The sequence below is a fragment of the Microbacterium invictum genome, from assembly GCF_014197265.1.
GTDB classification, from domain to species: Bacteria; Actinomycetota; Actinomycetes; order Actinomycetales; family Microbacteriaceae; genus Microbacterium; species Microbacterium invictum.
Genome location: NZ_JACIFH010000001.1, coordinates 444,095 through 459,514, shown reverse-complemented (window position 1 = coordinate 459,514; position 15,420 = coordinate 444,095). Strand labels below are relative to the sequence as shown.

General features: G+C 72.3%; 14 protein-coding genes. 2 read left to right on the top strand and 12 right to left on the bottom strand.

Translation table 11 applies throughout. From position 1 onward, the window contains the following. The first annotated feature begins 91 nt into the window (after positions 1 to 91). Positions 92 to 589: a MarR family winged helix-turn-helix transcriptional regulator gene (locus BKA10_RS02250; protein WP_183498414.1), complete on the top strand. Its 498-nt coding sequence runs from the start codon at positions 92 to 94 to the stop codon at positions 587 to 589. Between the two features lie 17 nt (positions 590 to 606). On the opposite strand, the gene BKA10_RS02245 is transcribed toward BKA10_RS02250, so the two are convergent. Genes BKA10_RS02245 through BKA10_RS02230 form a run of 4 tightly spaced genes read right to left on the bottom strand, consistent with a single transcriptional unit; the run spans position 607 to position 5,839 of the window. After that, the gene (locus BKA10_RS02245; protein WP_183498413.1) at positions 607 to 2,448 is read right to left on the bottom strand and encodes an ABC-F family ATP-binding cassette domain-containing protein; all 1,842 of its coding nucleotides are present in this window, start codon (positions 2,446 to 2,448) and stop codon (positions 607 to 609) included. A 30-nt stretch (positions 2,449 to 2,478) separates the two neighbouring features. Next, complete coding sequence (locus BKA10_RS02240; protein WP_183498412.1) at positions 2,479 to 3,792, bottom strand: GNAT family N-acetyltransferase; 1,314 nt, start codon at positions 3,790 to 3,792, stop codon at positions 2,479 to 2,481. Positions 3,793 to 3,845: 53 nt separating this feature from the next. Continuing rightward, positions 3,846 to 4,772, bottom strand: coding sequence for a 4-(cytidine 5'-diphospho)-2-C-methyl-D-erythritol kinase (locus tag BKA10_RS02235; RefSeq protein WP_183498411.1), 927 nt, complete (start codon positions 4,770 to 4,772; stop codon positions 3,846 to 3,848). After that, positions 4,769 to 5,839 (bottom strand): aldo/keto reductase, encoded by a 1,071-nt coding sequence (locus tag BKA10_RS02230; RefSeq protein ID WP_183498410.1) that lies wholly within the window; start codon positions 5,837 to 5,839, stop codon positions 4,769 to 4,771. Before BKA10_RS02230 ends, BKA10_RS02235 begins: the two co-directional genes overlap by 4 nt. Before the next feature lie 95 nt (positions 5,840 to 5,934). Here BKA10_RS02230 and BKA10_RS02225 point away from each other — a divergent pair, with 95 nt between their 5' ends. Further along, positions 5,935 to 7,521, top strand: coding sequence for a stealth conserved region 3 domain-containing protein (locus BKA10_RS02225; protein WP_183498409.1), 1,587 nt, complete (start codon positions 5,935 to 5,937; stop codon positions 7,519 to 7,521). Here the strand turns inward: BKA10_RS02225 and BKA10_RS02220 are convergent. The 8 genes from BKA10_RS02220 to hemQ form a co-directional block, all read right to left on the bottom strand. Further along, the gene (locus BKA10_RS02220; protein ID WP_183498408.1) at positions 7,469 to 8,398 is read right to left on the bottom strand and encodes a phosphodiesterase; all 930 of its coding nucleotides are present in this window, start codon (positions 8,396 to 8,398) and stop codon (positions 7,469 to 7,471) included. The genes BKA10_RS02225 and BKA10_RS02220 overlap by 53 nt on opposite strands. 115 nt (positions 8,399 to 8,513) lie before the next feature. Continuing rightward, complete coding sequence (gene rsmA / locus BKA10_RS02215) at positions 8,514 to 9,362, bottom strand: 16S rRNA (adenine(1518)-N(6)/adenine(1519)-N(6))-dimethyltransferase RsmA (protein ID WP_183498407.1); 849 nt, start codon at positions 9,360 to 9,362, stop codon at positions 8,514 to 8,516. A 126-nt stretch (positions 9,363 to 9,488) separates the two neighbouring features. After that, the gene (hemL, locus tag BKA10_RS02210; RefSeq protein ID WP_183498406.1) at positions 9,489 to 10,808 is read right to left on the bottom strand and encodes a glutamate-1-semialdehyde 2,1-aminomutase; all 1,320 of its coding nucleotides are present in this window, start codon (positions 10,806 to 10,808) and stop codon (positions 9,489 to 9,491) included. Next, positions 10,805 to 11,800 carry a porphobilinogen synthase gene (gene hemB / locus BKA10_RS02205; RefSeq protein WP_183498405.1) on the bottom strand — a complete coding sequence of 332 codons (996 nt, stop codon included), beginning with the start codon at positions 11,798 to 11,800 and terminating at the stop codon, positions 10,805 to 10,807. Before hemB ends, hemL begins: the two co-directional genes overlap by 4 nt. After that, entirely contained in the window at positions 11,797 to 12,582 is a 786-nt protein-coding gene (locus BKA10_RS02200) for a uroporphyrinogen-III synthase (RefSeq protein WP_183498404.1), read from the bottom strand. Before BKA10_RS02200 ends, hemB begins: the two co-directional genes overlap by 4 nt. Next, positions 12,579 to 13,520, bottom strand: coding sequence for a hydroxymethylbilane synthase (gene hemC, locus BKA10_RS02195; RefSeq protein WP_248199076.1), 942 nt, complete (start codon positions 13,518 to 13,520; stop codon positions 12,579 to 12,581). The genes BKA10_RS02200 and hemC overlap by 4 nt, the downstream gene beginning before the upstream one ends. After that, positions 13,517 to 14,737: a ferrochelatase gene (locus BKA10_RS02190; RefSeq protein ID WP_183498402.1), complete on the bottom strand. Its 1,221-nt coding sequence runs from the start codon at positions 14,735 to 14,737 to the stop codon at positions 13,517 to 13,519. Before BKA10_RS02190 ends, hemC begins: the two co-directional genes overlap by 4 nt. Further along, entirely contained in the window at positions 14,737 to 15,411 is a 675-nt protein-coding gene (hemQ, locus tag BKA10_RS02185; RefSeq protein WP_183498401.1) for a hydrogen peroxide-dependent heme synthase, read from the bottom strand. The genes BKA10_RS02190 and hemQ overlap by 1 nt, the downstream gene beginning before the upstream one ends. Positions 15,412 to 15,420: the final 9 nt, after the last annotated feature.

The following is a 15,420-nucleotide window of genomic DNA, read 5'->3' as shown; positions in this document are numbered from 1 at the left end:
TCACAGTAGCAGTGACCCACGGAGCGCACCACCCCCGGTCCGCCGCGGGCGCGGCGCACGGACACGACCGGCATCCCGCGATAATGAAGCCATGACCCCCGCGCATGACGAAGTCGACCGGATCCTCGAAGCGTGGACCACCGAGCGCCCCGACCTCGACTTCTCGCCTCTCGAGGTGCTGTCGCGGGTCGACCGGCTCTCGCGGCATCTCGACCGGGCCCGGCGCGAGGCCTTCCGTCGCAGCGATCTCGAGTCGTGGGAGTGGGACGTGCTTTCCGCGCTGCGGCGCGCGGGTGAGCCCTACCGGCTGAGCCCGAAGCAGCTGCTGCAGCAGACGCTGGTCTCCAGCGGCACGATGACCAACCGCATCGACCGCCTGGTCGGCCGTCGCCTCGTCCGGCGCGAGGGCGACCCGAGCGACGGACGCAGCGTGCTGGTCGTGCTGACCGATGAAGGCCGCACCCGAGTGGATGCCGCGATCACGCGGCTCGTCGATGCCGAAGCCCTGCTGCTCGACACGCTGTCACGGGCGGACCGTGATCGCCTCGCCGGGCTGCTGCGCAAGCTCAGCCTCGGCTTCGACGCGTGAGTGCGTGCCGCGGCGGCTCACGCCTCGAGTGACTCCCCCAGCTCGAGCCACTGCAGCTCGAGTTCGTCGCGCTCCGCCTCGAGGTCGGCGATGGCGCGCATCTTCTCGCCCAGTCCCACATAATCGTTCTGATCATGGTCGGCGAGGGCGACCCGGTGGCGGTCGATCTGCGCGGTGAGCTTCTGAATGCGCCGGTCGACGGATGCCAGTTCCTTCTCCGCCGCGCGCCGCTCGGCCCCGACCAGGCCGCCCGCTGCCGGGGCGGACTCGGCCGAGGTCGATCCCCGCGCGGCGAGGTGCGACACGGCCGCTCCGGTCGAGGCGGGCGCCGCCTGGCGCAGCCGCAGGTACTCGTCGACCCCTCCGGGCAGGTGCCGCAGGTGCCCGTCGAGGATCGCGTACTGGTCGTCGGTCACGCGCTCCATGAAGTACCGGTCGTGCGAGACGACCAGGAGCGTCCCCGCCCAGCCGTCGAGCAGCTCTTCGACGGCGGCGAGCATGTCGGTGTCGAGGTCGTTCGTCGGCTCGTCGAGGATCAGCACGTTCGGCTGGTCGAGGAGGATCAGCAGCAGCTGGAGTCGTCGTTTCTGCCCGCCGGAGAGATCCTTCACGGGGGTGGACAGCTGCGCCGAGGCGAACCCCATCCGCTCGAGGAGCTGGCCGGGGGTGAGCTCGGTCGCCTTCGAGCCGGTGCCGATCGTGTAGCTCGTGCGCAGCCGCGAGACGACGACACGCACCGGCTCGTTCAGGTGCGGGTCGAGCTCGTCCATGCGCTGCGTGAGCACGGCCACCTTGACGGTCGTGCCGCGCTTGACGCGTCCCGTGGTCGGTTCGAGGGTGCCGGCGATGAGCCCCAGCAACGTGGACTTCCCGGCGCCGTTCACCCCCAGGATGCCCGAGCGCTCGCCCGGGGCGATCCGCCACTCGACGCCGCGCAGCACTTCGCGCGCCGGCTCGTCGGCGGTCGCAGGGTAGGTGACACCGGCGTCCAGCAGGTCGACGACGTCCTTGCCCAGCCGTGACACCGCGAGGGACTGCAACGACACCTTGTCGCGCAGCTCGGGCACGTCCTCGATGAGCTCGTTGGCCGCCTCGATGCGGAACTTCGGCTTCGACGTGCGGGCGGGCGCCCCGCGGCGCAGCCACGCGAGTTCCTTGCGGGCGAGGTTCTGCCGCCGCTGCTCGATGACAGCGGACTGCCGGTCGCGTTCGACGCGCTGCAGGATGTACGCGGCGTACCCGCCCTCGAAGGGCTCGACGATGCGGTCGTGCACCTCCCAGGTGCGCGTGCACACCTCATCGAGGAACCAGCGATCGTGGGTGACGACCAGCAGTGCGCCGGTGCTGGCCGACCAGCGGCGCTTCAGGTGTGCAGCGAGCCACGCGATCGCCTCGACGTCGAGGTGGTTGGTGGGCTCGTCGAGCGCGAGGACGTCCCAGTCGCCGGCGAGCAGCTGGGCGAGCGCCACGCGGCGGCGCTGACCGCCCGAGAGGGTGCCGAGCCGCGCTTCGGGGTCGAGGTCGCCCACGAGCCCGCTCATGACGTCGCGGATCGCGGCATCACCGGCCCATTCGTGCTCGGCGCGGTCGCCGACGACGGTGTGCTGGACGGTGCCGTCGTCATCGAGGACGTCGGCCTGGTCGAGCATGCCGATGCGCACCCCGCCGCGCACGGTCACCCGGCCCGAGTCCGGTTCGCGGCGTCCGGCGAGCATCGCCATCAGGCTCGACTTGCCGTCGCCGTTGCGGCCGACGATGCCGATGCGGTCGCCCTCGTCGACGCCGAGCGAGACGCCGTCGAAGACGACTTTGGTCGGGTATTCCAGGTGCAGGGCTTCAGCCCCGAGCAGATGTGCCATCCCCTCAAGGCTACGGCCCGGCCACGACGGTCAGTACCAGTAGCTGAGCCGAGGCGCGACCGGCCACGAGAACAGGCGCGCGACGCGCTCGGGATCGTCGGTGCGCACGCGTCCGGCGCGCGCGAGCGTCGCCGGCGACACCCCGCCGAGCAGGATCGCCGACAGCTCGGCGACCCCGAGCCGCACGACCAGGTCGCCGTCGCGGCCGTCGCCGGCGGCCACCGTCGCCCCGCCGTCGGCGTCCGTCTCGAGCACGTAGCGACCGGTGGTCAGCCCGAATGGGTCGTCGACGTCGAGAACGAGCCGGTCGGCCCGGTCGTAGCGGCGCGCCGAGAGCACGGCCGGCACGTCGAGGACGCGCAGGTAGTGGTGGTCGCGCAGCGTGATCCTGGCGGCGCGCTGGTCGGCGATCATCCACCACAGCGGTTCGTCGACAGAGAGCTCGCCGGCCTGGATCGTGCCGATCAGGTCCATCGACAGCAGGAAGCGCCACAGTCCGGCGTAGGCATCGTCGGTGGCCGCGATGAGCGCCGTGACGCGCAGGGTCGAGCTGGCGAAGTCATCGTGGTTCTCCTGCACCGTATACGTGACGACCCCGTCGACCTGCCCCTCGGGCGAGCGGTACTGCAGGGCGCGCAGCTCACCGGGCTTGTCGGCATCGGGGCGGGTGCGGGTCTTGCGGTCGGCGTGGTCGGCCGACAGCTCGATCTCGCCGGCCGACCCGCGCCGCACGCGTTCGTGCAGCCGGCCGACGAGCTCGCGCGCGTGCTCGCGCGGCACGAAGTCGATGCGACCGGGCGCGACCGGCCCGATCCAGCCGGCGCGTCGCACGTCGATGCGCCACGATGTCGCCGGTGCCGCCGGGCCGAACCCGAACCGGCCGTAGATGCCCGATTCGCTCACGGTCAGGGCGGCGATCGGCACGCCGAGCGAGGCGGCGGTGCGCAGCTCGCCGCCCATCACGCTGCGCAGCAGTCCCTGCCGGCGATGCGTCGGCGCGACGGTGACCGCGCTGATGGCGCACGCGGGAAGGACAGCGCCGCCGGGCAGGCTCAGATCGGCGACCCACGAGGCGAACGTCGCGACCGGCACCTCGGGCTGCGGGGTCTGCGGATCGTGGACGCCGACCTTGCGACGATAGCCGCCGCGGGCGAACGCGGTGTCGCGCTGCACGTCGGTCGGTTCGGCATCCAGGAAGCCGCGGGCGACGGCATCCATCCACCCGTGCACCTGGGCGCGCAAGGCATCGTCCTCGCGCCGCACCTCCAGCCCGCGCTCGCTCATCGCGGCGACCAGCTCGGCATCGACGGGAGCGTCGTGGTGGCGGGCGATCAGGTCGGTCATGTGCGGGTCCTCCTGTGGTGATGCGGGTGATGGATGCCGGTGGGGCGGCCTGCTCAGCCGATGACGCGGGCGCCGGGGACGGGGCCGTGGACGGCGAGCGCCTCGTACCCGCGGGCGATGAGCGACGCGGCGACCTCGGCGGCGTGGCCGGGGTCGTCGGCGACGAACGCGACCGTCGGACCCGAGCCCGACACCAGTCCGCCGCGCGCGCCGAGGTCGCGGCCGTCGGCGAGGACGACGGCCAGGTCGGGGCGCAGTGCGAGCGCTGCGGCCTGCAGGTCGTTGTGGACGACGGCGGCCAGCGACGCGGCGTCCCCCGCACGAAGGGCCTGCAGCACGGCGGCGTCGACGGCGGGGGTGCCGCGCGCGGGGGCGATGTCGGCCTGCGCGCGCAGCTCGTCGAGGCGGCCGTACACGGCGGGGGTCGACAGCCCGTCGGAGTCCGTGACGAGCACCCAGTCGATGCGCCCGCGCGCCAGGGCCGGCGCCAGCTCATCGCCGCGGCCGGTGCCGACGGCGGTGCCGCCCAGCAGCGCGAACGGCACGTCGGCGCCGAGTTCGGCCGCCAGGTCGTGCAGATCAGCGGTCGACAGCGGGGCGCCCCACAGCTCGTTGCACGCCAGCAGCGCCGCCGCGGCATCCGCGGATCCGCCGCCCATGCCTCCGGCGACGGGCACGCCCTTGCGGATGTCGAGGTGGACGCCCATCTCGGAGTCGGTGGCGTGCGCGATCAGCCGCGCCGCACGCACCGCCAGGTTGGTGCCGTCCAGGGGCACGCCGGTCAGGTCGACGTCACCGGACACGCTGACGGTGAAGTCGTCGGCCGGGGTGGCGATCACGTCTTCGTACAGCGAGACCGCCTGATAGACCGATGCCACCGGGTGATATCCGTCGGGCCGCACGTCGCCGACGTCGAAGAAGACGTTGAGCTTGCCGGGCGCGCGCACGTGCACGCGGTCGGCGGCGAAGGCGAGGCTCACGCGCCCGCCGATTCTGCCCACAGATCGGTGTGGATGCTGTCGCTGAGCGCGTCGATGCGTTCGAGCTCTTCGGTGTCGAAGGCGGGACCGTTCAGCGCCGCGAGGTTCTCGTCGAGCTGCGCGGGGCGGGAGGCTCCGATGAGCGCCGAGGCGACCACCGGATCGCGCAGCACCCACTGGATCGCCATCTGGGCGAGCGTCTGCCCCCGGTGCTCGGCGATCAGGTTGAGGCTGCGCAGCGACGCCAGACCGTGCTCGCTGAGGCGCTGCCCGGGCAGTGACGAGCGCTGCTGCGCGCGTTCGGCGGTGCCGTCGCCGAGGTACTTGCCGGTGAGCAGTCCCTGGGCGAGCGGAGTGAACGCGATCGCGCCCATGCCCTCCTGCCGGAGGAGTCCGGTCAGTCCGTCTTCGACCCAGCGGTTGAGGATCGAGTAGGCGGGCTGGTGGATCACCAGGGGTGTGCGCAGGCTCCGCGCGACGGCCTTCGCGGCGGCGGTGTGCTCGGCGCTGTACGACGAGATGCCGACGTACAGCGCCTTGCCCTGCCGCACGAGGGTGTCGAGGGCGCCGATGGTCTCCTCGATGGGGGTGACGGGGTCGTAGCGGTGCGAGTAGAAGATGTCGACGTAGTCGAGGCTCATCCGCTGCAGCGACCGGTCCGCACTGGCCAGCAGGTACTTGCGCGATCCGAGCGTGCCGTAGGGACCGGGCCACATGTCCCATCCGGCCTTGGACGAGATGATGAGCTCGTCGCGGTAGGGCGCGAAGTCCTCGCGCATCATCCGGCCGAAGTTCGTCTCGGCGGAGCCGTACGGCGGTCCGTAGTTGTTGGCGAGGTCGAAATGGGTGATCCCCCGGTCGAAGGCATGACGCAGCAGCCCGCGCTGATCGTCGAAGGGGATGTTGTCGCCGAAGTTCCACCACAGCCCGAGCGAGACCGGCGGCAGGTAGAGCCCGCTGTCGCCGACCTGACGGAAGTCCGTACCCGAGTAACGCTCAGCCGCGGCGGTGTACGGTCGATGCAGGTCTCCTCCCCGCGAGGGCGGGAAGCGATCGTTGTCGGTCATCGTCCCAGGCTACCGACCCGGTACGCCCACGCGGGCGGGAAATGTGTCCGTAACCGGCGGCGCCTACGCTCAATCGACATCGAACGGAGGTGGCTATGACTGCGCTCTCGGCGCTCCCCGCCCACCCACATCCCTGGTCCGCCCTGCTCGAGCGCGACGACATCGTCGTCAGCCGCGGGATGCTCCACCTTCGCCACGACGCCACGACGCCCGGTGATGCCACGATCGACGATCTGCTCCTGGTGGCGGATGCACTGGACGGCGCTAACGTGCCGCATCTGCTGATCCGGCACGATCGTTCGACACCGGCACTGGTCGTCTCGCTCGCCGACCGTGACCGGGCCCTGGCGGCACTGGCCGGTCGCGCCGACGGCGAACCGCTGTATGCGAAGCCGAAGGGCGGCCAGACCGTCCCGATGGCCGAGCTGGTCATGACCGCGCCGGGACCGTCGGCGCTGCGCGTGTTCCGGCCGCGGATCTCTGCCACCGGCACCCTGCGCTACGGCGCGGGGGACGCGGCTCGCGTGGAGTTCTGGCGTTTCGGCGAAGAGCTCGTCGAAGCCCCCTACGCCAACACGCTGACCCGGCGGGCGTTCGCCACCGAGGATCTCGAAGAGGCGACCGTGGCGCGCTTCGGTCGCACGTGGCGGACGCTGTCAGGCATGTTCGATGCGCATCCGGCGGAGTTCACCGAGGACGTCGACATGGTGTTCTCGTGGGTGGATGGGTCGTCCACCGAGTTCCAGCGTCAGCGTGCCGCCCAGATCTCGTCCTACGTCGTCGGCGACGGCGACGACGGGCCGGCGCGATTCCGGCATGTCGACGAGCTGCGCTACGCCCTGCGCAGCGTCCACATGTACGCGCCGTGGGTGCGCCGGATCTTCATCGTCACCGACTCGCCGCGCCCGGCGTGGCTGGTCGACCACCCGAAGGTCACGATCGTGCGCAGCGAGGAGTTCTTCGCCGACCCGTCCGTGCTCCCCACGCACAACTCGCACGCCGTCGAAGCGCAGCTGCACCGCATCGAAGGCCTTGCCGAGCATTTCCTCTATTCGAACGACGACATGTTCTTCGGCCGTCCGCTCTCGCCCGAGCTGTTCTTCTCGCCGGCCGGCATCTCATCGTTCGTGGAGTGCGACGTGCGGATCGGGACGGGGCCGGCCCGCCTCGCCCGCAGCGGCCACGACAACGCGCTGCGCGTGAACCGGGAACTGCTGCGCAAGCGGTTCGGCCGCACGATCGTGCGCGACCTCGAGCACTGCGCGGCCCCGCTCCGCCGCAGCATCCTGACCGAACTCGAGCAGGAGTTCCCCGCCGAGATCGCACGGACCGCCGCCGCCCGGTTCCGCTCGGCGACCGACGTCTCGGTGACCAACTGCCTGTATCACTACTACGCGCAGTTCACCGGGCGGGCTGTCGCATCGACTGCACCGCGGGTGCGGTACTACCAGACGACCTCGACGGCATCGCTGCGTCAGATGGAACGACTGGCCCGCCGCAGCGACATCGACATGTTCTGCCTCAACGACGGCGGGTTCGCCGAGGTGCCCGAGCCGGTGCGCGTCCGCGCCGTGACCTCGCTGCTGGAGGGGCTGTTCCCCGTCCGCCCGCCGTGGGAGGACGACGCCGTCAGTGCAGCACCGGCACAGATCCGGTCGGAGGAGCTGCCGGCGCTCGGGTGACCTGCGGGCGGACGCCCGCGGCACGCAGCCGCCGTTGCGCCTCACCGGCGTCGATGTATTCGAGCGGTCGCGGCACGTCGATCGGAACGACCGAGTGGACGACCGTGTCGTCGTACACGTGGACGAGGTTGAGCGCCTGCGCGCCGTCGGTGGGCCGCGTGCCGCCCACCGGGACGGTGAGGTCCTGCGCGTAGCAGGTGGACGACGCCACCGACACGGGGATCCCCGCGAAGGTCGCGAATGTCGAGTAATGCAGGTGCCCGGCGATGATCGCGCGCACGTCCGTGCCGTACAGGACGTCCGCGAGCCGGTGCTGGTCGTGCAGCTCGACACTGGCGGCCAGTGGTAGGACGCTCGGCACCGGCGGGTGGTGCATCGCCAGCAGGGTGCCCAGCGGAGCAGGCGTGGCCAGGACCTCGCGCAGCCATGCCAGCTGGGCGTCGCTCACCTCGCCGTGATGGTGGCCGGGGACACTCGTGTCGAGGGTGACCACCCGGAGCCCGTCGAGTTCGTCCACCCGGTCCAGGGGCGCGTACGGGTCGGCCGGCGCGGTCTGATCGAGCAGCCGCGCGCGGAATGCGGCACGGTCGTCGTGGTTGCCCATGACCCACAGCACTCGCGCGCCCAGTCGCTCGGCCAGGGGCTCGACGAGCTCGCGCAGCCGGCGGTACGCCTCGTCCTCCCCCAGATCGACGAGGTCACCGGTGAACACGATCGCGTCGGGGTGCAGGCCCGATGCCTCGATGGCGTCGAGCCCGCGGCGCAGGCCTTCCGCACCGTCGACCGAGCCGAACAGCTGCTCCCCCGGCGCCCTCAGGTGGGTGTCGCTGACGTGCAGCAGGATCCGTTCGGCGGCCGGGTGCTCGGCGCGGCGCATGGGTTCCTTCTCTCCTCAGGTCGGAGGCGACGGCCAGCCGCTTCGCGGTCATGGTACCGATCTGAAGGAAAGGAACACCGGACGACACCCGGTGATACAGATGACTTCTCGATGACTATTCGGTGATGACGCGCGAGATCCGCACGAAATCATCGATTCCGAGCTCCTCGCCGCGTGCCGTGGGTGCCACGCCCGCGGCGCCCAGCACGGTGACGGCATCGGCCGAAGTGCCACCCAGTACGCCCGACAGTGCCTGGCGCAGCATCTTGCGGCGCTGCTGGAACGCGGCATCCACGATTCGGAACGTGCGGAGCCGCTCCGCTTCGTCGCCTCGCGGCTGTCCGTCTCGTTCGAAGGCCACCAGCACGCTGTCGACGTTCGGCACCGGCCAGAAGACCTGGCGCGACACGGTGCCGGCCAGGCGCCAGCGGCCGTACCAGGCGGCCTTGACGCTCGGCGCACCGTAGATCTTCGATCCGGGCGGGGCGGCGAGGCGCTCCCCGACCTCGGCCTGCACCATGACGACGCCGCGCTGAAGGCCCGGGAAGGTCTCCATGAAGTGGAGCAGCACCGGCACGCTGACGTTGTAGGGAAGGTTGGCGACGAGGACGTTCGGGTCGCCGGGCAGTTCGGTGATCCGCAGCGCGTCGGCGTCAACGACGGTGAGCGCCCCGTCGGGCACGCCGTGTGCGGCGGCGGTCGCGGCGAGCCGCTCGGCCAGCCGATGGTCGATCTCGACGGCGGTCACCGGCGCACCGGTCTCCAGGATCGCCAAGGTGAGGGATCCGAGTCCGGGACCGACCTCGACGACGCGATCGGACGCGGTCACCTTCGCGACCTGCACGATCTTGCGGACCGAGTTCGCGTCGACGACGAAGTTCTGGCCGAGCTTCTTGGTCGGCGTGACATCGAGTTCGGCGGCGAGCGCGCGGATCTCGGCGGCGCCGAGGAGGGTGACGGGCATGCGTCCACAGTACCGAGCGGGCATCCCGACTCGATCGCGGCCTCGGGTCAGACCACGACGACGACCTTGCCGACGGTGTGGCCGGCGGCGATGTGGGCGTCATGCGGATGCGTCTCCAACGATCATCTACAACGCGACGGTGCCCTCAGCCGCAGCCGCAGCCGCAGCCGGCAGCGCCGCCACGATCCGCTCGATCGCCGCGTCGTCGTGCGCGGCGGTGACGAACCAGGCCTCGAAGGCCGACGGCGGCAGCGAGACGCCGGCATCCAGCATCGCGTGGAAGAACCGGCCGTACGCGGCGGTGTCCTGCCCGGTGGCCGTCTCGTAGTCGGGCACGCCGCCGGTGACCGACTCGCCGAAGAAGACGCTGAACAGCGTGCCGGCCCACTGCACCGCGTGCGGCACGCCCGCGGCGCCGAGCGCCGCCGACGCCGCATCCGCGACGGCGCGCGCAGCGGTGTCGAGGCGGCGGTACGCATCCGCATCGGCCAGGCGCAGGGTGGCCAGGCCCGCTGCGACCGCGACCGGATTGCCCGACAGCGTGCCCGCCTGGTACACCGGTCCGGTCGGGGCGAGCATGTCGAGCACGTCGGCACGGCCGCCCACCGCGGCGACCGGCAGTCCCCCGCCGATCACCTTGCCGAAGGTCACGAGATCGGCGACCACCGGCTCGCCCGCGTCATGGAGCACGCCGGCATACCCGGCGGGGCCGGCGCGGAATCCGGTGAGCACCTCGTCGCTGATCAGCAGCGCCCCGTCGGCATGGGCGGTCTCGGCGAGGAACGTCGTGAATCCGGATGCCGGCGGCACGACCCCCATGTTCGCCCCGGCCGCCTCGGTGATGATCGCCGCGATGCGGCCCGGGTGCGCGGCGAACACGCCGGTGATCGCGTCGCGGTCGTTGTAGGGCACCACGAGCGTCTGCGCCGCGATCGCCTCGGGGACCCCGGCCGAGCCGGGCAGCGCGAACGTCGCGAGCCCCGACCCCGCCTGCGCGAGCAGGCCGTCGGAGTGGCCGTGGTAGTGCCCCGAGAACTTGACGACCAGATCCCGGCCGGTGAACCCGCGGGCCAGCCGGATCGCGGTCATCGTGGCCTCGGTGCCGGTAGACACCAGCCGCAGCTTCTCGACGCCGGGCGCCCGGGTGCGGATGAGCTCGGCCAGCTCGGTCTCGGCCGGCGTCGGGGCGCCGAACGACAGCCCCCGGCCAGCGGCTTCGACGACCGCCGCCACCACTTCAGGGTGAGCATGCCCGAGCAGGGCCGGACCCCAACTGGCGATGAGGTCCACGTACTCCCGGCCGTCGGCATCGGTGACGTAGGCGCCGCGGGCCGACACGAGGAACCGCGGCGTGCCGCCGACCGAGCCGTAGGCGCGCACGGGCGAGTCCACGCCGCCCGGGATCACCTCCCGGGCGCGGGCGAACAGTTCGTCGTTGCGGGTCATCCCAGCTCCTTGCCGTCGCGCAGCCACTGGGCGACCTCGATCGCCCAGTACGTGAGGATCGCCTCGGCGCCCGCGCGGCGGATGCCCAGCAGCGTCTCGCCGATCGCCCGCTCGCGGTCGATGAGTCCGGCCGACGCCGCGTGCTCGATCAGCGCGTACTCCCCCGACACCTGGTACGCCCACACCGGCACCGACGAGACGTCGGCGACACGGGCGAGCACATCGAGGTAGGGTCCGGTGGGCTTGACCATGACGACGTCGGCCCCCTCGGCGATGTCGAGCAGCGCCTCTTCGACGCCCTCGCGGCCGTTGCCGGGGTCGAGCTGGTAGGTGCGCCGGTCGCCCTGCAGCGTCGATTCGACGGCGTCGCGGAACGGGCCGTAGAACGCGGAGGCGTACTTCGCCGCGTACGCGAGGATCACCACGTGCGCGAACCCGGCGTCGTCGAGCGCGGCGCGCACGGCGGCGACCTGGCCGTCCATCATCCCGGACAGGCCCAGCACGTCCGCCCCGGCGCGCGCCTGGGCGACGCCCATCTGCGCGTAGATCTCCAGCGTCGCGTCGTTGTCGACGGTGCCGTCTTCTGCCAGGACCCCGCAGTGGCCGTGATCGGTGAACTCGTCGAGACAGAGGTCGGCCTGGACCGTCAGCCGGCCGGCGGCCGCATCGCGGGCGACGGTGATCGCCTGGTTCAGGATGCCGTCGGGCTCGACCGCGCCGGTGCCGGTCGCGTCCCGCACGGCGGGCACGCCGAACAGCATGATGCCGCCGAGGCCCGCGGCGGCAGCGGCTTCGACGACGGCGGGCAGTGCGTCCAGCGGATGCTGCGACACCCCGGGCATGCTCGCGATCGGCACGGCTGCCGTGGCGCCCTCCTTCACGAACACGGGGAGCACGAGCTGCGCCGGGACGAGGGTGGTCTCGGCGGCGAGCCGGCGCAGGGCGGGCGTGCCGCGCAGGCGGCGCGGCCGACGGGTGGGGAACGTGCTCATGAGGACTCCTCGGGGGCGATGCGGGCGTCGAGTTCTTCCAGCAGGGCGTCGATGCTCTGGGTCTGGGCGGTGTAGCCGACGGTGAACCCCAGTCCCGTGCCGTCGCGCGTGGTGCCGGGGCCGATCGAGGCGACCAGGGTCCGCTCGTGCAGCGGCCACACCTGACGGCGCAGCTCGCGTCCGACGCTGAGCGAGGTCAGCAGGACGACATCGATGGCGCCGCCGTGCAGATCCGCGACGATCTGCGGATCGAGGTCGACGCCGACGGTGCGATAGGCGATGCACACGTCGACGTCGAAGCCCTGCAGCTCGAGTTCATCGCTGATGACGGCGAGGGCCAGGTCGGAGCGCAGCACGAGGCAGCGGCCCGTCGCGGCGGGCCCCCGGCCGACGCACCACTGGGTGATCATGGTGGCCGCGGACGACGGCCCCACAGGCACGAACTCGACCTCGAATCCGGCGTCGGCGACGGCACGCGCGGTCGCGCGGCCGACGGCGGCGATGCGGGTGGTCGCCGGCACCTGGATGCCGTGGGCGACGAGCTGCTCGACACTGGCGGCGCTGGTGACGAACAGCCAGGCATACTCGCCGTCGGCGAGCGCGGTGAACGCGCGATCGCGCGCGTCGGTGTCGCGGGGCGGAGCGGAGGCGATCAGCGGCGCGATGATCCCCTCGGCGCCGCGGCCTGCGAGGTCGGCGCGGACGCGCTCGCCCCACGGCCCGCCGCGCGGGATCAGTACGCGGGTGCCGGCGAGCGCGCCGCCTTCCGAACCCGCTGTCATCGGCGGGCACCCGGCAGGTCGGCGAGTTCGGCGGCGCCGCCCGCGATGAGCTCGTCCACCACGTCGGCGGCCAGTGCCGCGGCGCCTTCGGCCGTCGTCACGCCGCCGAACTCCACGTCCCGCACGGCGGTCACCGTGCGGGTGCCGTCGAGGGCGTACACCTCGGCTTCGAGCGTGAGTCGGTCGCCGGAACGGGACGCTGCCAGCGCGACCGGTGCGGCGCAGCCGGCTTCGAGGCGGCGGAGCACCGCACGCTCGACCCGCGCGGTGGTCGCGGCCTCGACGTCGTCGACGGCGTGGACCAGCGCGGCCACCTCCGCATCGCCCTCGCGGATCTCCACGGCGAGGGCGCCCTGCGCGGCCGACGTGGGTCCATCCAGGATCTCGGTGATCGCCGCGTCCCGCCCGATGCGGCGCAGCCCCGCTTCGGCGAGCACGATCGCGTCGAACTCACCGCCGGCGACCTTCGCGAGCCGGCTCTCCACGTTGCCGCGGATGCCGTCGACGATCAGGTCGGGCCGGCGCGCGAGCAGCTGTGCGACGCGGCGCGGGGACCCCGTGCCGACGCGGGCGCCGGCGGGCAGGTCGGCAAGGGCGAGGCCGTCGCGTGCGCACAGCGCGTCGCGGTGCGGCGCGCGCACGGGGACGGCGGCGATCACGATGCCGGGCAGCGGCGCGGTGGGCAGGTCCTTCATCGAGTGCACCAGCAGGTCGCACTCGCCCCGCAGCAGCGCGTCGCGCAGCGCCGAGGCGAACACGCCGGTGCCGCCGAGCTGAGCGAGCGGGCCGGTCAGCACGTCGCCGTCGGTCGTGATCTTCACCAGTTCGACGGGCACGCCGGTGGCCGCCGTGATCGCGTCGGCGACCGTCTGCGACTGGGTCGTGGCCAGCAGGCTCGCACGGGTGCCGAGCCGCAGCGGCGTCGTCCGGCCGGTCACGGCGCGACCCCTGCAAGTGCGGGCTGGAACCCGAGGCGCACGTTCTCGCAGCATCCCGGGCGGCACACGTCGTTCCACGGACCGAGGGCGGTCACGTGCGGGCGGTCCTCGGGAGCGGTGCCCAGCAGCCGCTCCTCGATGAGGTCGGCCAGTCCCGCGACGTAGGCGGGGTGGGTGCCGGGCGTGGCGGTGCGCAGGGCGATGAGCCCGAGTCCTTCGGCGGTCTCGAGCGCTTCGGTGTCGAGGTCCCAGAGCACCTCCATATGATCGCTCACGAACCCGAGCGGCACGATGAGCACGGCACGCTTCCCGCGTGCGGGCAGCTCGGCGAGCGCATCGTTGATGTCCGGCTCGAGCCACGGCACCTGCGGCGGTCCGGACCGGCTCTGGTACACCAGCTGCCAGTCGCTGCCGATGCTCAACTGCGCCATGATCTCGGTCGCCACGGCGGTGTGCTGCGCGACATAGGCGCCGCCGGGACCGAGGTCGTCCTCGGGCGCCCCGGAGCGGTCGGCATCGGCATCGGGAATCGAGTGGGTCGAGAAGAGCACCTCGACCTCGCCGCCGATGTCGGTGACCCCGCGTGCGCCCAGTTCGGCCAGCGCCGTGCGGATGCCCTCGACGAACGGGGTCACGAATCCGGGGTGGTCGAAGAACTGGCGCACCTTGTCGACCTTCAGCTCGGTGCCGAGCCGGGTCGCCTCCAGCGCGTCGGCGAGGTCTTCGCGGTACTGCCGGCACGACGAGTACGAGCTGTACGCACTCGTCGCGATCGCGAGCAGGGTGCGGTGGCCGTCGGCGTGTGCGGCCTGGGCGGCATCGGCGACGTAGGGCTCCCAGTTGCGGTTGCCCCAGTAGACGGGGAGGTCATGACCGCGGGCGGCGAGCTCCGCATCGAGGGCGGCCTTCAGCTCGCGATTGTGCTCGTTGATGGGCGAGACGCCGCCGAAGTGGCGGTAGTGGTGCGCCACCTCCTCGAGCCGCTCGTCGGGGATCCCGCGGCCGGCGGTGACGTTCCGCAGGAACGGGATGACGTGGTCCTGCCCCTCCGGGCCGCCGAAGCCGAGCAGCAGCACGGCGTCGTAGGGCACCGGCTCGGTGGCGTACCGCTCCCCGGCGCACGTCGCCGCCGTGGCGGCCGGCACCCGGCATCCCTCGCCGCAGATCGGCGCGCTCGTCGCGCGCGGCGGCTTCGGCCGGAACTCGGTCGTCGTCATCAGGCGAGCACCTCCGCCAGCTCGGCCAGCGCGATGCGCCGGCCGGTGTGGAAGGGCACCTCTTCGCGCACGTGCCGGCGCGCGTCTGTCGCGCGCAGGTCGCGCATGAGGTCGACCAGGCTGATCAGGTTGTCGCTCTCGAGGGGCAGCAGCCACTCGTAGTCGCTCAGCGCGAACGTCGACACGGTGTTGGCGACGACGTCGGTGAACGCGGCGCCCTTTCGGCCGTGGTCGGCGAGCATGCGCGAGCGCTCTTCCTCGGGCAGCAGGTACCACTCGAAGCTGCGCACGAACGGGTACACGCAGAGCCACTCGCGCGGGGCCTCGCCGCGCAGGTAGCCGGGGATGTGGCGCTTGTTGAACTCGGCGTCGCGGTGCACGCCCATCGCGCTCCAGGTGAGCGCGAACGGGGCCAGCAGGTCGGTGCGGCGCAGTGCCCGCAGCGCGCGCTGCACCTCGGCGGGGTCTTCGCCGTGCAGCCAGATCATGAGGTCGGTGTCGGCGCGCATGCCGGTCACGTCGTAGAACCCCCGGACGGTCACGCCGGTGCCGGGGAGGGCGTCTGCCGCGGCGGTCAGCTCGTCGATCTGCGCCGGGGTGGGCGGCGCCGTGCGCGGGCGGGGACCGGCGAGGACGGCGAAGAGCGTGTAGCCGAGCGAGACGGCGTCAGTCATGGGGACTCC